Below are 19,397 nucleotides of genomic sequence, written 5' to 3'. Positions count from 1 at the left end.
CACGGCTTACAAGCTGGGCGCACCAGCTAGTCTTGTTTCGGCTTGAGGGGCATGTCCATCTTGATCAGATGCTCCTCCATGTCGAAGGTAACGCTAAAGCCCAACTTCTTCGCCAGGCTTGCCATGTTGCGGTTTTCAAACATGGTGAAGCCGGTAAGCAGCTCGGTGTCATTGGCCTTGTAATAGGCGATCAATTTTTCCAGTAATAATTTACCTATGCCTATCCCCTGATGGTCGCTGCGCACCGCCATGGCAAACTCGGCCTCGGTATTGTCGGGGTCTATAGAAGCCCTCACGGCACCTAAAGTAATATCATCGCCGTCGGCACCCTTGGTAGTGGCGATAAAGGCCATCTCCCTGGCGTAGTCAATCTGCGTAAGCACAGCCATCTCTTCATGGGTCATCTTAGAGCGCACGCCGAAGTAACGTTTATACCTGTCTTCGTCGGAGAGGGAGTTGTCAAAGGCCAGATGCTTAGGCTCATCTTCCGGTAAAATTGGCCTTAGCATGATCTCAAGACCGTTTTTCAATACCGCATGCTCTTCAAGCTCCTTAGGGTAGGGGCAGATAGCTAGGCGGTTGGTATTGTCCTGGGCATTGGCATTGAGCTGAATATTCACATCTAACAGGGTGATCTGCTCACCGGCGCACAGCACAGGGTTAAGATCTAAGCCCCCGATCTCGGGGCAATCTATGATGAGATGAGAGATCTGGGTCAGCATGACGCACAGGGCGTTCATGTCTAAGCCCAGCGGCAGATGCCTGTCTTTGAGCTTGTGGGTCTTCAGCGCTTGGATCACCATGTAGCGGGCCAGAGTCATATTCAGTGGTGGCAGAGCAACCGCGGCATCTGTGCTGGGTTGCCACTCGGAGCCGCCTTCGCCAAGCAGAATCGCCGGGCCAAACACGGGATCATGGGTCACCGCGACGCGGATCTCCTGTGTGCCGGCGGTGAGTGCCATCTTCTGCACTATGAGCCCCTGAATGTCGGCGTCCTGGTTGAGCGAGTGTACCCGCCCGACCATGGCATCGGCAGCCTGTAACACCTCTTGATGGGAGGTGAGGTTGAGCATGACGCCGTGAACATCGGATTTATGGTGAATATCCGGCGATTGCACCTTGAGGGCGACGGGATAGCCTATCTGTTCGGCGATTTCGGCGGCGCGCTCCGCACTGGCGGCAAAGTGGGTCTCTATGGTGTTAAGCCCATAGGCCTTGAGGATAGCGCTTGCCTCATGGGTCTCGATCACTTGCTTGTTATCGGCTATCGCTCTTTGCAGCAAGGAGCGCGCAAGTTGAGCATCGGTTGGAATATTATCTGGGATAGATTGCGGCACTTCCTGTAGCAACTTTTGGTTGCGTCTGTATTCCACCATATGCATGAAGGCGCCAACGGCTCCCTCTGGTGTGCGATAGGTGGGCACCCCGGCGCGGTTAAAGTGTTTACGGGCCTGATAGGCCGAGTCTTCGCCGCTCCAGTTGGTGAGCACATTGACCTTGTGACGCCTTGGATGTTTTGAGACGAGCTCTATGATGCTGTCGGCGATCTCTATGCTATCTCCAAGAGCAGAAGGAGAGTGCAACACCAAGATGGCATCGGCCACATCGGCGTTCATCAGGATATCCAGGCTCTGGGTGTAACGCTTGGCATCGGCATCGCCTCCGATATCCACCGGGTTTTGTCCGGACCAGGTATCGGGTAGCAAGGCATTGAGTTTGTCGAAGGTGTCATCGTCTAAGGTGGCGGCTTTACCGCCGCCGAGAATTAGCTGATCTAGGCCTAGTACGGCGGGACCGCCGCCATTACTGAGAATGGCCAAACGCTCGCCTTGAAGGGGCGCCGAGTGAGCCAGGGTTTCTACTGCGGCAAACAGCTCTACCAGATCGTTCACCCTCAGCATACCCGCGCGTCTGAAGGCGGCCTCGTAGACGGCGTCGTTACCCACCTCGCCGCCGGTGTGGAGCTTAGCGGCCGTGGTGCCCTCAAGGCTGCGACCCGATTTGATCACTAATATTGGCTTGTTACGCGCGGCGGCGCGGGCTGCTGAAAGGAAATGGCGCTTCTCGTTGACAGAGTCGATGTAGAGCATGATCGCCGTTGTGCGCGAGTCTCGTCCGAGAAAGTCCAGCAGCTCGTCGAAATCTATATCTGTCGCATCGCCAAGTGAGATAAAGGAGGAGAAGCCGATCCCCTTGTTGTTGGCCCAGTCCAGGACCGTGGTGCAGATGGCGGCAGACTGGGAGACAAAGGCGATTTTACCCGGTAGGGCGCTGGTGTGTGCCAGGCTGGCATTGAGCCCCAAATTGGGCAGCATCATCCCCAGGCTGTTAGGGCCGAGGATCCGCATGCCGTAGCGTTTGGCGTGGGCGCGGGTCAGCGTCAGTAGATTCTGCCCCTCTTCATCGAGCTGATTGGCCATGCCGGAAGCGTTGATGATCGCTACCTTGCAGCCAAATTGGGCGAGACGTTCGACGATGGCGGGGACGCGGCTGGCCGCGGTGCAGATGATGGCCAGATCGGGCTTAAGCGGCAGAGCTTCGATATTGGGGTAGGCCAGCACGCCCATCACGGCATCGTATTTTGGCGTGACCGGCATGATAGGCCCGGAAAACCCGCTGGAGAGCAGGTTGCGCATTACGACATTGCCGGCGCGCTTGGCGCCGTTCGAGGCTCCAATGATGGCCACCGACTTAGGTTTAAAAAGGGTGTGTAATGTACGCTGGCTCATTCGCGGCTCCTGTTGTCACTCGCCAGCAAACAGTGTACCTCAGTTGTACTTTTTTTCTCTAGGATTTTAGTAGGATAAGCACCATTCACCATGCCCTTCATTTGGGCTACACAGCTTGCAACACTTTGACATCAAGGGTTAACAACCTTGACGCGGTTTTTGGGCTTTACTTGAGGGGTTCTGACGCGCCGAGGCGACTGGCAATGCAATGAGATGCAGACCTAAGTGCCTTTGCGGATCGGCAATAAACAGGTATCGCGGCGCCGTTATCAATACGGCTTAAGGAGTTGAAGATGAAAACAGGGGCGTTTGTATCTATCGGTGTAGCTGTTACGGCTCTAGGTTTAGGCTTGAGTTCTCAGCTGGCAGTGGGTGAAGAGGCGGCAGCCGCCGCTAATACCAGCACTAACACCAATGCCAATTATAGATTTGTGGCGCAGGACAGTAGTGTCGAGACTAAGATCTGTATTGCGGCGGGTAGCGATAACAGTTCGGCGTTAAAGCGTAAACTGGTTAACTATGACCACAACATGCGCTTTGGGGTCAACAGCATCTCCTGCAATGGCGTGAGTCTGGCGCAGTTTGCCTACCAGTATCAGGCATCACAAAGCTTTCAGTTTCTTGAGCGTCACTCATCGAGCGCCAATCGCGTGAAGACCAAGGTGAGCATTACCGATCTTGCCAGCAATAGATCCGGCGGTGGTGAGCCGATTGTTGTTATGGTGAGTGCGAAGTAGGCTGAATAGCGAGTAACAGGCATAAAAAAACCAGCTTGCGCTGGCTGATATTTTTACAAGATGGTACAACCGAGTGGATTCGAACCACCGACCCCCACCATGTCAAGGTGGTGCTCTAACCAACTGAGCTACGGTTGTATTGTTATCTCTTGTAAAATTGGTACAACCGAGTGGATTCGAACCACCGACCCCCACCATGTCAAGGTGGTGCTCTAACCAACTGAGCTACGGTTGTACTGCTTTACCGTTCACGACCTGTCGGCCAGCGAACGAGCGCTATATTACGAGGGATGTGATGTGAGTTGCAAGTAAAAAATCGTAATTTTTCAATCAAGCGGTGATTTGCTGCGCAACTTGATCTTTTTAACGCCAAAGTGTCGTTATATTCGGCAAATCGTTTACATAAAGATTCAGGCAAGATGATGATTATTTAGCTAAACATCAGCTTGCCTGTGTTGATCTTGGCTATAGGTCGGCGTGATTAATCGGCTGATCAACCAAGGCCAGTTGCTTTGGATGCTTTTGAATATACTGAAGCCTTAAGGCAAACAGCAGTGCGGCGCTGGTGAGGCCGGCGATCAGACCAATCCAGAAACCGTGGGCGCCCATGGCGGGCACCAGTAAGTCGGTTTCTGCCAGCAGATAGCCGAGCACCATGCCGATGGCCCAATAAGAGACAAGGGTAATGTAGAAGGCGCTGCGGGTGTCGTGATAGCCACGCAGGGCACCTGCAGTAACTACCTGCACCGAGTCAGACAGCTGATATAGGGCGGCCAGGAACATCAGGCTGCTCGCCAGGGCGACCACCTCGGGGTTTTGGTTATAGAGCAGCGCTATCTGAGTGCGAAACACCACAGTGATGACGGCCGTGCAGGCCGCCAGGCTAAAGGCGATAGCCAGACCGACCTTAGTCACTAGCTTAGCCACGTCCGCCTTATCCTGTCCGAGATAATATCCAACCCGTATCGACACGGCGATGCCGATAGAGAGTGGCAGCATAAACACTATGGATGAAAAGTTAAGCGCGATCTGATGGCCGGCTACAACGTCTGCGCCGAGCGGGGCGAGCAGCAGCGCTATGATGGCAAACAGGCTCACCTCGAAAAACAAGGCCATGGCGATGGGCATTCCGTGTTTCGTCATTCTCTTCATGGTCTTAAGATCCGGCAGGTGGAAGGCACCTAGAGGCTTGATAACGGCGAAGCGCTTGTGCCACTGCATGTAAATGGTCATGGCGATAAACATGGCCCAGAACACCAGGGCCGTTGCGATACCACAGCCCGCACCGCCCAGCGCGGGCGCACCTAAGTGGCCATAGATGAAGATATAGTTGGCCGGGATGTTTACCGCCAGGCCAACAAACCCTATTACCATAGTCGGCAGCGTGTAGGAGATCCCCTCGCTACATCCTCGCAAGACCTGATAGAGCACGAAGGCGGGGACGCCCCAGGCAAATCCATGGAGATAGCTGACACTCAGCTCGGCCAGTTCGGGGGACAAATCCATTAATTTGAAGATCTGCGGCGCAAAAAGCAGAAAGCTTATCACTACGGCCGCGCCGATTATGGCAATATAGGCAGCCTGAAAAGCCATAGGCCTGATAGCGTGTTGATTATCGGCGCCATGATGGCTGGCAAACACAGGGGTAAAGGCGACCAGCAAACCCTGTACGAACAGTAGCGCCGGCAGCCACAGACTGCCGCCGATGGCCACCGCGGCCATATCCAATGCGCTGACACGTCCGGCCATGACGGTATCGATAAACCCCATCATGGTTTGGGTGACCTGGGCGATTAGCACAGGTAACGCGAGATGGACGAGCTTTTTGGCTTGAAAGCCGAATTGATTCATGAAAACGCCTTAATGCAGAGAGTAAAAAATGTTTACAGGTATTGTTCAAGCCACATGTGAAGTGGTGGCTATTCATAAAAAAGATGGTCTTAATACAATCGAAATTGCGATGCCGTCACACCTTAAGGAAAACTTGCAGCGAGGTGCAAGTGTCGCCAATAACGGCGTCTGTCTGACCGTTACCGAGATGGCAGATGATAGGGTGTTTTTCGATGTAATGGAAGAGACATTGAGGCTTACCAATTTGGCCGGTCTGTCTGTGGGTAGCCAGGTTAATATCGAGCGCTCATTGACCTATGGCAGCGAGATAGGTGGCCATGTGTTGTCGGGTCATGTGCACACTCAGGCAACCGTTGTCGAGGTAAGTCATACGCCTGCCCATTTTGATATCCGTCTCGAAGTCGACCCTAAATGGATGAACTATATTCTCTACAAAGGTTTCGTTGGCGTGAATGGTTGTAGCCTGACCGTTGGTGAGGTGAGTGAATCTGGCTTTATGCTGCACCTCATTCCAGAAACCCTGGAGATCACCAACTTAGACGAGGTCGCTGTCGGCACCATGCTTAATATCGAGATAGACAGTCAGACTCAGGCTATCGTGGACACGGTTGAGCGGGTATTGGCCAAGCGTTTGGGTTAGACGGCTTGGTTAACGGATAAGGCTTGGCGTTGAGGCGTAGATTAAGGCGTAACCAGGTGTGGGTGACCTTTATCTGGCTAAATTTAGCAACGTAGATAATAAGCCAAGGCTTTTTGTGGCAAGTCCCTAGCAACCTATAAGATTAAGCGGGCGATAAGATTCAGTTGCCTATAAGTTTAAACCGTCTATAAGTTTAAGCCGCCTTGGCTTAATAGTACTGCTCATCGTCCGAGTCCACATAGACTTCAATTTTTTGCCGGGAATCGTCTATGTGGGTTCGAAAATGGATTGGGTTGCAGCATATGCGACAATCGTCGTAGTAGTCCTGATCGCCACAGCTGATATCTAAGTTGATATGTTGATGGTGCCCACAGTGGGGACAACAGATCACTTTATCAAAAATTTTCATCCGTCGGCTCCTGTATATCCGGTTGCGCTACGACCGCCATCGATAGCGATCACCTGACCATTAAGGTAGGGGCTTTCCAGGATAAAACATACGGTATCGGCGATATCCTCGGGGCTGCCGGCTCTAGCCAGAGGGATGGCCTGAGTGACGCTGGAGATAGCCGCTTGATCGCTCTGGGATGGCCAGAGTATCGCGCCTGGTGATATGCCGTTGACCCTGACCTTAGGTGCTAACTCCTGGGCTAGGGCGCGGGTCGCCATGTTTAATCCTGCCTTAGATATTGAGTATAGCCCATGGCGTTTTAAGGGGCGGTCCCCGTGAATATCCACCAGGTTTATGACGCAGCCGTCATTACTGGCAAGGTTTTCACTAAGCTTTGTGGCTAACAGATAGGGCGCGAGCAGATTAAGGTTTAACACCTGCTGACTAGATTGCCAGTCTTCAATACTGCTGTCTGGTACAAACAGCGAGGCGTTATTGATAAGAGCCCCAAGCGGGAGTTGATGGTCATTAATGTGTTGGACAAGGCTAAGAGGCCCTTGTTCGGTGGCGAGGTTGGCTTGCACAGTCTGGCACGAGTTTACTCGGCTGAGGTTAAGCTTGCCTGCAAGCGCCATTGCTTCACTTTCTGATCCCTTATAGTGCAGCAGTATATTGAAGCCTTTACCGTGCAAGGCTAATACGATCGCTTCACCAATACGTTTGGCGCCGCCGGTTACCAGTGCCCACTTGCTCATTGTCATCTAAGTTGCTCATCATCTTTTGAGCACAATCTTGGATGACTTTCTCCCGTATAGCAATAGGTTGCAATAGCATAGCAAGTGCACGGACAATAGCAGGCACTATAGTGCAGTTTAAGCCCAAGGCAACTGACCTGTTTGGTTTTAATCGTTATCAGTTTTGGCTGGCGAGCAGCTCCTGATCGCCGCCTTGCTGCGGCAACTCGGCATGTAGCGCCTTGAGCTGCTGGTCGAGCTCAATAGCTATCTCATTTTCGAGTTGGCTCACATCCAGGCCAATAGTCGATGTTTGCAATTCGATACCTTTGGCTTCGAAAGCCTGCACTTGAGTTTGCTGTGCGGCAGTTTCTAGCATAGACGCGCCGCGAGTGCCGTCGTTAGGATACAAAGGCTGATAGAAGAGTGCGGTCAATAATATAAGCTTCATCATGGTCGGGCTCCTTAGCGAATTAGCCATAACGATATGGCGGCTAGAGTAGGGGCCGTCCATGACTTTTCGATGACATCCAGATGGACAATTGGTGACAGATTTAACTGGCAGCGACTAGCGAGTCAGTTGGTTGGTGATTTTAAGCGAAGCGGCGGCCTTAAACCTTGCGATTTGCCTGATGCGGCCCTAGAATGTCAGGCCTGCGCTGAAGTAGATCAAAACTCCGGTAATGTTTTGCGCTTCAGTTGCTTAAATTTTTCTCAATATGACCAAGTGGCCCTACGTAGGGGTCACCACTGGATAAGGATTATACATGCCTGTAATTACACTTCCCGATGGCAGCAAGCGCGAGTTTGCTAACGCCGTTTCTACCCTAGATGTCGCCGCGGACATAGGTCCTGGTCTCGCAAAAGCCTGTATCGCAGGTCGCGTCAATGGCGAGCTGAAAGATGCTTGTGACTTGATCGAGACAGATGCCGAACTCGCTATCATCACCGCAAAAGACGATGAAGGGGTAGAGATCTTACGTCACTCATGTGCTCACCTATTGGGTCACGCCATCAAGCAGATGTGGCCTGAAACCAAGATGGCCATCGGCCCGGTGATCGATAACGGTTTTTACTATGACGTGGATCTCGATCATAAGCTGACCGAGGAAGATGTAGCCGAGCTAGAAAAGCGTATGCTGGCACTGGCTAAGACAAACTATGATGTGGTGAAGCGCGTCGTCAGCTGGCAAGAGGCCCGTGACACCTTCGAGTCACGCGGCGAAAGCTACAAGATGGCCATCTTGGATGAGAACATCAGCAAAGACGACCAGCCTGCGCTCTATCATCACGAAGAATATACCGACATGTGTCGTGGCCCCCATGTGCCTAACATGAAGTTCTGTCATCACTTCAAGCTGATGAGTGTTGCCGGTGCCTACTGGCGCGGTAACTCAGACAACAAGATGCTGCAGCGTATCTATGGTACCGCTTGGGCAGACAAGAAGGCCCTTAAGGCGCATCTGACTCGCCTCGAAGAAGCGGCCAAGCGCGACCATCGTAAGATAGGTAAGCAGCTTGACCTGTACCATATGCAGGAAGAAGCCCCTGGCATGGTGTTCTGGCACAACGACGGTTGGAGCCTGTTCCTCGAGCTTGAAAGATTCATTCGTCAGAAGTTGGGTCAATACACCTATCAAGAGGTGAAAGGCCCCTTGATGATGGACCGCGTACTGTGGGAGCGCAGTGGTCACTGGGATAAGTATTCCGAAGCCATGTTCACTACGCATTCGGAAAACCGTGAGTACGCGGTGAAGCCGATGAACTGCCCGGGTCACGTGCAGATCTTCAACCAAGGCCTCAAATCTTACCGCGATCTGCCACTGCGTATGGCCGAGTTTGGTTGTTGTCACCGTAATGAGCCATCGGGTTCTCTACATGGCTTGATGCGTGTTCGTGGCTTTACCCAAGATGATGCCCATATCTTCTGTACCGAAGAGCAGGTGCAGCAAGAGGTAAGTGGCTGTATTAAGATGGTCTATGACACCTATGCGACCTTTGGTTTCCACGATATCGTGGTGAAACTCTCTACTCGCCCAGAGAAGCGTATCGGTGACGACGCCATGTGGGACAGGGCAGAGCAGGCGCTGATGGATGCACTGAAAGCCAACGACATCGAGTATGAGATCCTACCGGGCGAAGGTGCCTTCTATGGTCCTAAGATCGAATTTACGCTCCATGACTGCTTAGACAGGGCATGGCAGTGCGGTACAGTGCAGCTCGACTACGCCTTGCCTGGACGTCTAGGCGCGACTTATGTTGCCGAAGATAACAGCCGTCAGACGCCAGTGATGATCCACCGTGCGATTCTAGGCTCGCTGGAGCGTTTCCTAGGAATCCTGATCGAGGAATACGCAGGTAAGTTCCCAACCTGGTTAGCACCGGTTCAAGCCGTTGTGATGAATATTACTGACAAACAGTCTGAATATGTTGACGAAGTGGTCAAATTATTTAAAGATCAGGGAATTCGTGCCTCGAAAGACTTGAGGAATGAAAAGATTGGCTTTAAAATACGCGAACACACCCTAAGGCGTGTTCCCTATCTATTGGTCGTGGGCGATCAAGAGATGGAAAATAGGGAAGTCGCGGTGCGAACCAGAGATGGTGTTGACCTAGGTAAGATCAAAATCGATCAATTTGCTGCCATGGTTAAAGAACAGATTTCGCTCCGTAGTCTAAATTTGTTGGAGGAATAGGTCATAAAGATCAAGAAAACAGACGTGCGTAAAGCAGCGGCGAATAGAATTAACGAACTCATTGTTGGCGTATCAGAAGTACGCCTCAATGGATTAGACGGTGAAACTATCGGCATTGTAAGTCTTCGTGAAGCGCAAGAACTTGCAGATGAAGCGGGCGTAGATCTGGTAGAGATCAGCCCAAACGCTGAGCCGCCTGTATGTCGCATAATGGACTACGGAAAGTATCTTTTTGACAAGGCTAAGGCCCAAAAAGAGCAAAAGAAGAAGCAGAAACAGATACAGGTGAAGGAAATAAAATTCCGTCCCGGTACTGACGAAAACGACTATCAGGTAAAACTACGCAACCTGAAGCGTTTTCTAGAAGACGGCGACAAGGCGAAAGTTACGCTGCGTTTCCGTGGTCGCGAGATGGCTCACCAGAGTCTTGGTATGAATCTTTTGAATCGTATTAAAGACGACCTGGCTGAGATAGCAGTTGTGGAGGCTTTTCCAAAAATGGAAGGTCGCCAGGCTGTGATGGTACTTGCGCCGAAAAAGAAATAGTAAGGCAAATTTAAAAGTAGCAGAGACCTCTCTGAGGGCCTCTGCTCGCCTTGCGTTTTATTAATTTCCCAATGCGGAGTTTTAGCAATGCCTAAAATGAAAACAGACAAGGGTGTACAAAAGCGTTTTAAGAAAACCGCTAACGGTTTTAAGCGCAAGCAAGCCCATTTACGTCATATTTTGACCAAGAAGAGCACTAAGCGTAAACGTCACTTACGTGCTAAATGTTTAGTTGCGAAGTCTGATGTGCCAGCAATTGCACGTCAACTACCATACGCTTAATTAGAGGAGTAAAGAACAATGCCTAGAGTTAAGCGTGGTGTAACCGCTCGTGCTCGTCACAAGAAAGTATTAAAACTAGCTAAAGGTTATTACGGAGCTCGCTCACGTACTTACCGTGTTGCTAAGCAAGCAGTAACCAAAGCTGGCCAATATGCTTACCGTGACCGTCGTCAGAAGAAACGTCAATTCCGTCAACTGTGGATTGCACGTATCAATGCGGCTTCTCGTCAAAATGGTCTGTCTTACAGCCGTTTCATCAACGGTCTGAAAAAGGCGTCTATCGAAATCGATCGTAAGATTTTGGCAGACATCGCTGTATTCGACAAAGTGGTTTTCGCCACTCTAGTTGAAAAGGCAAAAGAGGCTCTAGCTAAGTAATTAGTGAGCTTTGCTTTGAAAGGGACCCCTGGGTCCCTTTTTTTGTGCCCGATCACCGCAAATTTATTTGGCTGAACTTATACCAATCGTAGTCAATAACTGGTTACTCTAGCTTGTTAAAACGTCCGATAACGGTATTATCATTTTTGATTGTAGAATAACTACTTATCAAAAACTCTGCCTTGTTCTCGAACGTTTTTCCCGTGCTATTTCTGAGCACTTATCTACCGTGATTGGTATTAAAGACAAAAAAAAGCAGGCACTCGGCCTGCTTTCTTATTAAGCGTAACGCTTACTGTGCGTCTAAGAAACGCTCTGCGTCCAGGGCAGCCATACAGCCGGTGCCGGCAGAGGTGATCGCCTGACGGTAATGTTGATCCATCACGTCACCAGCTGCGAATACACCAGGAATGCTGGTTTGGGTGGCATTGCCGCCAAGACCGCTCTGCACCTTGATATAGCCGTTGTTCATCTCTAGCTGACCTTCAAACATCTGAGTGTTTGGCTTGTGGCCGATAGCGACGAACACGCCCATGACATCAAACTCTGTGATGGCGTCGTCTTTGGTGCTCTTGATCTTCACCCCGGTTACACCCATGTTGTCGCCAACGACTTCGTCTAGTGTGCTGTCGAGATGCAGTACTATGTTGCCGTTCGCAACCTTGTCCATCAGACGCTGAGTCAGGATCTTCTCTGAGCGGAAGCTGTCACGGCGATGGATCAGGTGAACTTCTGATGCGATGTTGCTCAGATAAAGCGCTTCTTCAACCGCCGTGTTACCACCACCGATCACGGCAACCTTCTGGTTACGGTAGAAGAAACCATCACAGGTGGCACAGGCCGAAACACCTTTACCCTTGAAGGCTTCTTCCGATTCCAGGCCAAGGTACATGGCCGAGGCGCCGGTTGAGATGATCAAGGCATCACAAGTGTACTCACCGCTGTCGCCTTTCAGTTGGAAAGGGCGCTCTTGCAGGTTAACTTCGTTGATGTGGTCGAAGATGATCTCAGTCTCAAATTTCTCGGCATGCTTCTGCATACGCTCCATCAAAGCCGGACCGGTTAGATCGTCGGCGTCGCCTGGCCAGTTTTCAACTTCAGTCGTGGTCGTCAGCTGACCACCTTGCTGCATACCCGTGATCAATACAGGCTTTAGGTTTGCTCTGGCAGCATAAACAGCGGCGGTGTACCCAGCAGGGCCCGAACCCAAAATTAATAAGTTACAGTGTCTAGCTTGGCTCATCTTTTTCTCCGTGCCTTTAGCGAATTGCAGCGATTGTAGGGAATTTCCCCTAAGGGGTAAAGGCAATCTTTTAGATTGTTCTAATCGAAAAAGGGAGCCATTGGCTCCCTTTGTTTACACTCTTTACTTGATTAAGCGAGTAGTACGCTTGGATCAACAAACTCAAAGTTCAGGGCTTCGGCAACTTCTTTACAGGTTACCTTGCCATGCATTACGTTCAAGCCGTTTAGCAGGTGCTTGTCTTGACGCAGTGCTTCGCGGTAGCCCATGTCGGCCAACTTGATGATGTAAGGAAGGGTCGCGTTGTTAAGCGCGAAGGTAGAGGTACGAGCCACTGCACCTGGCATGTTAGCCACACAGTAATGTACCACTTCATCAACGATATAAGTTGGGTCTTGGTGAGTGGTCGCATGAGAAGTCTCAACACAACCGCCTTGGTCGATGGCGACGTCAACGATAGCGCTGCCTGGCTTCATACGCTTGATGTGATCTTTGGTCACAAGTTTAGGTGCTGCTGCACCAGGAACCAGTACGCCACCGATCACTAGGTCGGCTTCCAGTACGTGCTTCTCGATAGCGTCGGCAGTCGAGTAGATCGCCTTAACACGGTTATCGAACTGAGCGTTCAGACGACGCAGCGCATCGATGCTGCGATCTAGGATTACCACGTCTGCGCCCAGGCCTACGGCCATCTGCGCTGCGTTGGTACCAACCATACCGCCGCCGATGATAACGACTTTAGCTGGCTCAACACCAGGTACGCCGCCAAGTAGCATGCCGCGGCCACCCATTGATTTTTCCAGTGCCATGGCACCAGCCTGGATAGACATACGACCGGCAACTTCAGACATTGGCGCCAGTAGCGGAAGGCCACCACGGGCATCGGTTACTGTTTCATAAGCGATACAGACGGCACCGCTCTTAATAAGATCTTCAGTTTGTGGCAGATCGGGAGCAAGATGAAGATAAGTGAACAGCAACTGATCTTCACGCAACATGGCACGCTCGACCGCTTGAGGTTCTTTTACCTTAACGATCATTTCTGCTTTCGCAAAAACTTCAGCTGCAGTGTCTAAGATTGACGCGCCTACATCGACATAGTCTTGGTCGCTAAAACCGATCCCAACACCTGCATTCTTCTCTACAAATACTTCATGACCTTTTAGGGTCAATTCGCGGACACTTGACGGCACCATACCAACACGATATTCGTGGTTTTTGATTTCTTTAGGTACACCAATTATCATCTTCGAGCCTCAAATTGAATAAAAACCCATTTATTCTGGGTTGAATTGTTATTTTATAGGTCCTGAACGTGATTGTTTCAGGGAAATCTAGTATAGTATCACTTCGGCAGTTAATGCTGCTGAACTTTTGACATACGTAGCAGTAAATGTTGTTTTAGTGATAAAGCAAGGTTAAAAATATGGTTAATAATAAAAAGAGTCCTATAAAAGACTTAGATCGGATCGATCGTAACATCCTTAACGAGTTGCAAATCGACGGCCGCATTTCCAATGTTGAGTTGTCAAAGCGTGTAGGGCTGAGCCCCACTCCCTGTTTAGAGAGAGTTAAAAGACTCGAAAAGCAAGGTTACATAAATGGATATACTGCGCTAGTAAATCCCCATTATCTTGGGGCTTCATTACTTGTGTTCGTAGAAATCACGCTAAATCGCGATACTGCAGAAGTATTTGATAAGTTTAATCGTGCCGTACAGCTGCTCGATGATATTCAAGAATGTCATCTGGTTTCTGGCGACTTCGACTATTTATTGAAGACCCGTGTTTCTGACATGTCTGCCTATCGTCGCTTGTTAGGTGAAACTCTACTTAAGTTGCCCGCTGTTTCTGATACTCGTACCTACGTTGTGATGGAAGAAGTCAAGCAGACCAATAGAGTTGCAATCAATGTAACGCTTGAGTCTTAAAAACGATTTATGTCGTAAAAAAGGAGCCATAAAGGCTCCTTTTTTTTCACCTCGAATAGTTTTTCACCAATGAAGGCCTTTTGCCTTGCTATTGTGCTGTATAGGCAGGTAAAACGCTGCATAGCACGAATTATTTTGATATCTTAGGCTCACCTTTTCGTTTTTGCTTTGTGGGTTGTCTTTTGTCTAAGGGAAATAGTGTCAAAACACTCAGCGGTCTGCAGCGTCTGCTTGAAGGCGGACTCATCCTCTGCTGCATGGTCGCCACCTATATTCTGCTTGCACTGAGCAGCTTTCATTCGTCTGATCCTGGATGGAGTCAGTCTAATTTTGAAGGTGAGATTAAAAACGTTACCGGCGCCGTGGGAGCATGGCTTGCCGATGTGCTCTTCTATTTCTTTGGTTACACCGCTTACCTTATCCCTATCATAGTGGCGGTGACCGGCTGGCTGTTGTTCAAACGTATTCATCGCCTGTTGGAGATCGACTATTTTTCGGTAGGCCTAAGGCTGATTGGTTTCTTGCTGATCACCTTTAGCCTGGCATCCCTGGCCAGCATGAATGCCAACGACATCTACGAGTTCTCGGCCGGCGGCGTCTCCGGTGATGTGATCGCCGATGCCATGTTGCCTTATTTTAATCAGCTGGGCACCACCTTGCTGCTGCTCTGTTTCGTCGGCGCCGGCTTTACCTTGCTGACCGGCATCAGCTGGCTAACCGTGGTCGAGGTGGTTGGTTTTGCCACCATCTGGTGTTTGAAGCAGCTTAAACATGTTCCCGAGAAATTCTCGAGTGCGCCCGAAACCGATGATACCAAGGGGTTCATGTCGGTATTTGACCGATATAAGGAGTCTCGTCGTCAAAAGGCTTTGGCTAAGGCCGAAGAAGAGGTCTATGAAGACGATCAGGATGATTACGATGAAGAATATGGTGAAGATGAGGCTCAAGAAACTTCTTCTCGCGGCCGGGTTAAGGAGCCAAGCTTTAGCCTGCCAACGGCAAAAACCGCTGCCGAGGTAGAAGCGCAAGAGCCTGCTCTGAGCTTCCGTGCTCAGGATGATGAAGTCTCCATAGATTTCGATGCCAAGCATTCAACCGGCGCCGTACTACCCAAGAAACTGCCAAAAAATCAGAAGGTCGAGCAGGCAAAGATTGTCGATGGCATAGTCGTCCTGCCGGGTGGCGAAGAGGCTCAGCCGAAGAAGCCTGTTACGCCGCTACCGGATATTTCACTGCTTGATGTGCCAAATCGTAAGACAAACCCAATCAGTCAGGAAGAGCTGGATCAGGTGGCGCGTCTGGTCGAGGTCAAGCTTGCAGACTTTAACATTGTGGCTAAGGTGGTCGGCGTCTTCCCTGGTCCTGTGGTGACCCGTTTCGAGCTTGAGCTCGCGCCAGGCGTCAAAGCGTCTAAGATCACTAACTTGTCGAAGGACCTCGCGCGCTCGCTGCTAGCCGAGAGCGTTCGTGTGGTCGAGGTGATCCCGGGTAAGGCCTATGTGGGTCTGGAGATCCCTAACAAGTTCCGCGAAACCGTGTTTATGCGTGACGTGCTGGGTAGCGAAGCCTTTGAGCATAGCAAGTCGCACCTTAGCATGGTGCTGGGTCAGGATATCTCGGGCGAGCCTGTGGTGGTGGATCTTGGTAAGATGCCACACCTCCTGGTAGCCGGTACCACAGGTTCGGGTAAGTCTGTGGGGGTCAACGTGATGATCACCAGCTTGCTCTATAAGTCGGGTCCCGACGATGTACGCTTCATCATGATTGACCCTAAAATGCTGGAGCTTTCGGTGTACGAAGGGATCCCGCATCTGCTCTGTGAGGTGGTCACCGACATGAAGGAAGCCGCCAACTCCCTGCGCTGGTGTGTAGGTGAGATGGAGCGTCGTTATAAGCTGATGTCTGCCTTAGGGGTGCGTAACCTCAAAGGCTATAACGCCAAGATCAAAGAAGCCAAGGAGCGCGGTGAGGTGATCACAGATCCGCTTTGGCGCTCACAAGACAGCATGGAAGAGCAGGCGCCTGAGCTAGATAAACTGCCGTCTATCGTGGTGATCGTCGACGAATTTGCCGACATGATGATGATCGTCGGTAAGAAGGTGGAAGAGTTGATCGCCCGCATCGCCCAGAAGGCGCGTGCGGCCGGTATTCACCTTATCTTGGCGACCCAGCGTCCATCGGTCGATGTGATCACGGGCCTGATTAAGGCCAACATCCCAACCCGTATGGCGTTTCAGGTATCATCCCGTATCGATTCGCGCACCATCTTAGATCAGCAGGGCGCTGAAACGCTGCTGGGTATGGGTGACATGCTCTACCTACCACCCGGGACCAGTGTGCCTATCCGTGTTCACGGCGCCTTTATCGATGACCATGAGGTCCATGCTGTGGTGGCCGACTGGCATAGTCGCGGCAAACCGCAATATATCGATGAGATCTTGCAGGGCTCGGCCGAAGGGGAGCAGGTGCTGCTGCCGGGTGAAGCCGCGGAGAATGATGAAGAGATGGACTCTCTCTACGATGAGGCGGTGGCCTTTGTGACCGAGACCCGTCGTGGTTCTATCTCCAGCGTGCAGCGTAAGTTTAAGATTGGCTATAACCGCGCCGCTCGCATCATAGAACAGATGGAGATGCAGGGCGTCGTCAGCTCTCAAGGTCATAACGGTAACCGTGAGGTGCTGGCGCCTCCGCCGCCGAAAGATTATTAAGCTCTCGTTAATATTTCTCGTGACAAACTCGTGAGACACTCTCTGATAAAAGGTAGAGAGTTATAAGTCAGGACTTTAAACTCCTGAGTTTATGGGGACAGTAACCCGAGTGAATAGCGAGCGCTTTTACATGAAAGGATTTGTAATGCTAAAACCCTTATCTCAATTAGTCTGTGCCTTGCCTTTAGTCGTGGCGGCATCGAGCTACGCCGATGATTCGGCAGCCCTAAAGGATAAGCTTGCCAAGCTGGATAACCTTAAGGCCAATTTTAGCCAGCAGGTCACCGACGTTAACAACAAGGTGATCCAGCAGGGCACGGGCACCTTCGCCCTGGCGGTACCCAATCAGTTTTATTGGCATCTGACCCAGCCCGATGAGTCGCTTATCGTTGCTGATGGCCGGGACGTGTGGATCTACAATCCCTTCGCCGAAGAGGTATCCGTGTTAGATTTCAATCAGGCCATCGATGCCTCGCCGATCGCGCTCTTGGTTCATCGCGACGAAGCGACCTGGCAGGCCTATCAGGTAAAGCGTCAGGACGATTGTTATCAGATAACCCCTAAGGCCGTCGATGCCAGCGTGACCGGTGTTGAGGTCTGCTTTAAGGATGAGCTACTCGAGGTGATGAAGCTGACAGATCAGCAGGGTAACCTCAGCGTCTTCAATCTGTCAGCCCAGGCGCCTTTGAAAGACGCCGATGCTAACCTGTTTCAGTTTACCGTCCCCGAAGGCGTCGATATTGACGATCAGCGCCTCAAAGCATTGGATTAAGTCTTTGAATTAGCTATTAGAATAAGCCATTTGAATAAGTCATTAGAAAAGGCCATTTGTGTCTAGCTTAAGTTTCGATTTCGCGCCCGATTTCCGCCCGCTTGCCGCAAGAATGCGGCCGGAAACCCTGTCGCAATATATAGGGCAAGATCATCTGTTAGGTGAGGGTAAGCCGCTGCGTCAGGCCCTCGAAGCTGGCAGGGCTCACTCCATGATGTTCTGGGGCCCCCCAGGAACCGGCAAGACCACACTCGCCGAGTTGGTTGCCCATTATGCCAATGCTCATGTCGAGCGTATTTCTGCGGTCACCTCTGGGGTGAAAGAGATCCGCGCCGCCATCGAGCACGCCAAGAGTGTGGCCCAGTCGCGTGGGCAGCGCACCTTGCTGTTTGTCGATGAGGTGCACAGGTTCAACAAGAGCCAGCAAGATGCCTTCTTGCCTTTTATCGAAGATGGCACTGTGATTTTTATCGGGGCCACCACGGAAAACCCCTCGTTTGAGATCAATAACGCGCTGTTATCCCGCGCCAGGGTCTATCTAATCAAGCGGTTGCAAGACGCTGAGATCATCAAGATAGTCCGTCAGGCGCTGGAAGATGAGGAGCGTGGCTTGGGTAAGCGTCAGCTTAAGATGCCTGATGAAGTGGCGGGCAAACTCGCTAGTCTCTGTGATGGCGATGCCCGTAAGGCTCTAAACCTTATCGAGTTGATGAGCGACATGCTGCCGGACGGCGGCGAGTTTCATCCCCAGATGCTTATCGAGGTGGCCGGGCATCAGCTGGCCGGATTCGATAAGAATGGCGATCAATATTACGACCTTATCTCGGCTGTGCATAAGTCGATTCGCGGCTCGGCGCCGGATGCGGCGCTCTACTGGTATTGCCGCATGCTCGAAGGGGGCTGCGATCCCTTATATGTAGCCCGTCGCCTGCTGGCCATCGCCTCGGAAGATATAGGTAACGCCGATCCTGTCGCCATGTCAGTAGCGGTCAATGCCTGGGAGTGTTTCCATCGGGTCGGGCCGGCTGAAGGGGAGCGGGCAATTGCCCAGGCCGTCGTCTATCTCGCCTGCGCGCCCAAGAGTAACGCCGTCTATACCGCCTTCAAGGCGGCGCGCCAGCTGGCGCGGGAGACCGGCAGTCAACCTGTGCCTAATCATTTGCGCAATGCGCCGACCAAGTTGATGGCCGATATCGGCCTTGGCGAGGGGTATCGCTACGCCCATGATGAGCCCAATCATTATGCCAGTGGTGAGTGTTATTTCCCCGAGCCGCTCGCAGGGGCGCAGTTCTATTACCCTAGCGAACATGGTTTCGAGAAACGTATCAAGACCAAGCTGGCCACCTTGGCCGAAATGGACAGGGCAAGTGAGGTGAAACGCTATGAATAATCTCATTTTTGTGGCCCTGGGTGGTTCCATCGGCGCGGTATTTCGTTATCTTATTTCAATATTCATGATTCAGGTGTTTGGCTCTTCTTTTCCTTTTGGTACACTCATGGTCAATGTGATCGGCTCCTTCCTGATGGGGGTGATCTATGCCCTAGGTGAAGCGAGCCAGGTCAGTCCTGAAATCAAAGCATTAGTAGGTGTTGGGTTATTAGGAGCACTTACGACGTTTTCAACTTTTTCGAACGAAACCCTGTTATTGATGCAGCAGGGCGCCTGGTTGAAAGCATTTACAAATATCGCTCTGAACCTATGTCTATGTTTATTCATGGTTTACTTAGGACAGCAGTTGGTTTTTTCTCGCATTTAACTA

Annotated in this window: 18 protein-coding genes and 2 tRNA genes; 11 read left to right on the top strand and 9 right to left on the bottom strand. The window is 51.3% G+C overall.

Features of this window, described 5'->3' with window-relative positions; translation table 11 throughout:
* Positions 1–26: 26 nt before the first annotated feature.
* Positions 27–2,729, bottom strand: a complete 2,703-nt coding sequence (locus tag K0I31_RS10650) for a bifunctional acetate--CoA ligase family protein/GNAT family N-acetyltransferase (protein WP_220078352.1) — start codon at positions 2,727–2,729, stop codon at positions 27–29.
* 293 nt (positions 2,730–3,022) lie between these two features.
* Here K0I31_RS10650 and K0I31_RS10645 point away from each other — a divergent pair, with 293 nt between their 5' ends.
* Positions 3,023–3,466: a DUF3718 domain-containing protein gene (locus K0I31_RS10645; RefSeq protein WP_220078351.1), complete on the top strand. Its 444-nt coding sequence runs from the start codon at positions 3,023–3,025 to the stop codon at positions 3,464–3,466.
* Between the two features lie 61 nt (positions 3,467–3,527).
* Here K0I31_RS10645 and K0I31_RS10640 read toward each other — a convergent pair.
* The 3 genes from K0I31_RS10640 to K0I31_RS10630 all read right to left on the bottom strand — a co-directional run bounded on the left by K0I31_RS10640 (position 3,528) and on the right by K0I31_RS10630 (position 5,317).
* Positions 3,528–3,604 (bottom strand) — tRNA-Val (locus K0I31_RS10640).
* 20 nt (positions 3,605–3,624) lie between these two features.
* Positions 3,625–3,701, bottom strand: a tRNA-Val gene (locus K0I31_RS10635).
* A gap of 230 nt (positions 3,702–3,931) precedes the next feature.
* Positions 3,932–5,317, bottom strand: a complete 1,386-nt coding sequence (locus tag K0I31_RS10630; protein WP_220078350.1) for an MATE family efflux transporter — start codon at positions 5,315–5,317, stop codon at positions 3,932–3,934.
* Positions 5,318–5,345: 28 nt separating this feature from the next.
* On the opposite strand from K0I31_RS10630, the gene K0I31_RS10625 reads away from it, so the two are divergent.
* The gene (locus K0I31_RS10625; RefSeq protein WP_011865834.1) at positions 5,346–5,957 is read left to right on the top strand and encodes a riboflavin synthase; all 612 of its coding nucleotides are present in this window, start codon (positions 5,346–5,348) and stop codon (positions 5,955–5,957) included.
* A 208-nt stretch (positions 5,958–6,165) separates the two neighbouring features.
* Here K0I31_RS10625 and K0I31_RS10620 read toward each other — a convergent pair whose 3' ends face one another.
* The 3 genes from K0I31_RS10620 to K0I31_RS10610 form a co-directional block, all read right to left on the bottom strand.
* Positions 6,166–6,366, bottom strand: a complete 201-nt coding sequence (locus tag K0I31_RS10620; RefSeq protein ID WP_220078349.1) for a CPXCG motif-containing cysteine-rich protein — start codon at positions 6,364–6,366, stop codon at positions 6,166–6,168.
* Complete coding sequence (locus K0I31_RS10615) at positions 6,363–7,109, bottom strand: SDR family oxidoreductase (protein WP_220078348.1); 747 nt, start codon at positions 7,107–7,109, stop codon at positions 6,363–6,365. The genes K0I31_RS10620 and K0I31_RS10615 overlap by 4 nt, the downstream gene beginning before the upstream one ends.
* Positions 7,110–7,260: 151 nt before the next feature.
* Positions 7,261–7,536, bottom strand: coding sequence for a hypothetical protein (locus tag K0I31_RS10610; RefSeq protein ID WP_220078347.1), 276 nt, complete (start codon positions 7,534–7,536; stop codon positions 7,261–7,263).
* Between the two features lie 313 nt (positions 7,537–7,849).
* Here K0I31_RS10610 and thrS point away from each other — a divergent pair, with 313 nt between their 5' ends.
* The 4 genes from thrS to rplT all read left to right on the top strand — a co-directional run bounded on the left by thrS (position 7,850) and on the right by rplT (position 10,984).
* The gene (gene thrS / locus K0I31_RS10605; protein WP_220078346.1) at positions 7,850–9,778 is read left to right on the top strand and encodes a threonine--tRNA ligase; all 1,929 of its coding nucleotides are present in this window, start codon (positions 7,850–7,852) and stop codon (positions 9,776–9,778) included.
* 3 nt (positions 9,779–9,781) lie between these two features.
* A complete protein-coding gene (gene infC / locus K0I31_RS10600; protein WP_041406632.1) occupies positions 9,782–10,324 on the top strand; it encodes a translation initiation factor IF-3 in 543 nt (180 codons plus the stop codon).
* Between the two features lie 87 nt (positions 10,325–10,411).
* Positions 10,412–10,606: a 50S ribosomal protein L35 gene (gene rpmI / locus K0I31_RS10595; protein WP_011865828.1), complete on the top strand. Its 195-nt coding sequence runs from the start codon at positions 10,412–10,414 to the stop codon at positions 10,604–10,606.
* An 18-nt stretch (positions 10,607–10,624) separates the two neighbouring features.
* Positions 10,625–10,984, top strand: a complete 360-nt coding sequence (rplT, locus tag K0I31_RS10590; protein ID WP_011865827.1) for a 50S ribosomal protein L20 — start codon at positions 10,625–10,627, stop codon at positions 10,982–10,984.
* Positions 10,985–11,276: 292 nt separating this feature from the next.
* Here rplT and trxB read toward each other — a convergent pair whose 3' ends face one another.
* On the bottom strand, positions 11,277–12,227 hold the full coding sequence (gene trxB, locus K0I31_RS10585; RefSeq protein ID WP_220078345.1) for a thioredoxin-disulfide reductase: 951 nt from the start codon (positions 12,225–12,227) through the stop codon (positions 11,277–11,279).
* A 131-nt stretch (positions 12,228–12,358) separates the two neighbouring features.
* Positions 12,359–13,474 (bottom strand): alanine dehydrogenase, encoded by a 1,116-nt coding sequence (ald, locus tag K0I31_RS10580; protein ID WP_011865824.1) that lies wholly within the window; start codon positions 13,472–13,474, stop codon positions 12,359–12,361.
* 179 nt (positions 13,475–13,653) lie between these two features.
* On the opposite strand from ald, the gene lrp reads away from it, so the two are divergent.
* From lrp to crcB, 5 genes are all read left to right on the top strand, one after another.
* Positions 13,654–14,157 carry a leucine-responsive transcriptional regulator Lrp gene (gene lrp, locus K0I31_RS10575; RefSeq protein WP_011865823.1) on the top strand — a complete coding sequence of 168 codons (504 nt, stop codon included), beginning with the start codon at positions 13,654–13,656 and terminating at the stop codon, positions 14,155–14,157.
* Between the two features lie 182 nt (positions 14,158–14,339).
* Positions 14,340–16,865, top strand: coding sequence for a DNA translocase FtsK (locus K0I31_RS10570; protein WP_220078344.1), 2,526 nt, complete (start codon positions 14,340–14,342; stop codon positions 16,863–16,865).
* Positions 16,866–17,010: 145 nt separating this feature from the next.
* Positions 17,011–17,637 (top strand): outer membrane lipoprotein periplasmic chaperone LolA, encoded by a 627-nt coding sequence (lolA, locus tag K0I31_RS10565; protein ID WP_220078343.1) that lies wholly within the window; start codon positions 17,011–17,013, stop codon positions 17,635–17,637.
* Between the two features lie 58 nt (positions 17,638–17,695).
* On the top strand, positions 17,696–19,027 hold the full coding sequence (locus K0I31_RS10560) for a replication-associated recombination protein A (RefSeq protein ID WP_220078342.1): 1,332 nt from the start codon (positions 17,696–17,698) through the stop codon (positions 19,025–19,027).
* Positions 19,020–19,394: a fluoride efflux transporter CrcB gene (crcB, locus tag K0I31_RS10555; protein WP_011865819.1), complete on the top strand. Its 375-nt coding sequence runs from the start codon at positions 19,020–19,022 to the stop codon at positions 19,392–19,394. Before K0I31_RS10560 ends, crcB begins: the two co-directional genes overlap by 8 nt.
* The last annotated feature ends 3 nt before the right edge of the window (positions 19,395–19,397 follow it).

This window comes from Shewanella spartinae, from assembly GCF_019457555.1.
GTDB classification, from domain to species: Bacteria; Pseudomonadota; Gammaproteobacteria; order Enterobacterales; family Shewanellaceae; genus Shewanella; species Shewanella loihica.
Note: the sequence above shows the minus strand (reverse complement) of the source record. Positions and strands in the feature narration are given on the sequence as shown.

Bases quoted from the DNA above. Each gene is read 5' to 3' on its own strand.
- K0I31_RS10650 (WP_220078352.1), bottom strand. From the start codon at position 2,729: ATGAGCCAGCGTACATTACACACCCTTTTTAAACCTAAGTCGGTGGCC.
- K0I31_RS10645 (WP_220078351.1), top strand. From the start codon at position 3,023: ATGAAAACAGGGGCGTTTGTATCTATCGGTGTAGCTGTTACGGCTCTA.
- K0I31_RS10630 (WP_220078350.1), bottom strand. From the start codon at position 5,317: ATGAATCAATTCGGCTTTCAAGCCAAAAAGCTCGTCCATCTCGCGTTA.
- K0I31_RS10625 (WP_011865834.1), top strand. From the start codon at position 5,346: ATGTTTACAGGTATTGTTCAAGCCACATGTGAAGTGGTGGCTATTCAT.
- K0I31_RS10620 (WP_220078349.1), bottom strand. From the start codon at position 6,366: ATGAAAATTTTTGATAAAGTGATCTGTTGTCCCCACTGTGGGCACCAT.
- K0I31_RS10615 (WP_220078348.1), bottom strand. From the start codon at position 7,109: ATGACAATGAGCAAGTGGGCACTGGTAACCGGCGGCGCCAAACGTATT.
- K0I31_RS10610 (WP_220078347.1), bottom strand. From the start codon at position 7,536: ATGATGAAGCTTATATTATTGACCGCACTCTTCTATCAGCCTTTGTAT.
- thrS (WP_220078346.1), top strand. From the start codon at position 7,850: ATGCCTGTAATTACACTTCCCGATGGCAGCAAGCGCGAGTTTGCTAAC.
- rpmI (WP_011865828.1), top strand. From the start codon at position 10,412: ATGCCTAAAATGAAAACAGACAAGGGTGTACAAAAGCGTTTTAAGAAA.
- rplT (WP_011865827.1), top strand. From the start codon at position 10,625: ATGCCTAGAGTTAAGCGTGGTGTAACCGCTCGTGCTCGTCACAAGAAA.
- trxB (WP_220078345.1), bottom strand. From the start codon at position 12,227: ATGAGCCAAGCTAGACACTGTAACTTATTAATTTTGGGTTCGGGCCCT.
- ald (WP_011865824.1), bottom strand. From the start codon at position 13,474: ATGATAATTGGTGTACCTAAAGAAATCAAAAACCACGAATATCGTGTT.
- lrp (WP_011865823.1), top strand. From the start codon at position 13,654: ATGGTTAATAATAAAAAGAGTCCTATAAAAGACTTAGATCGGATCGAT.
- lolA (WP_220078343.1), top strand. From the start codon at position 17,011: ATGCTAAAACCCTTATCTCAATTAGTCTGTGCCTTGCCTTTAGTCGTG.
- crcB (WP_011865819.1), top strand. From the start codon at position 19,020: ATGAATAATCTCATTTTTGTGGCCCTGGGTGGTTCCATCGGCGCGGTA.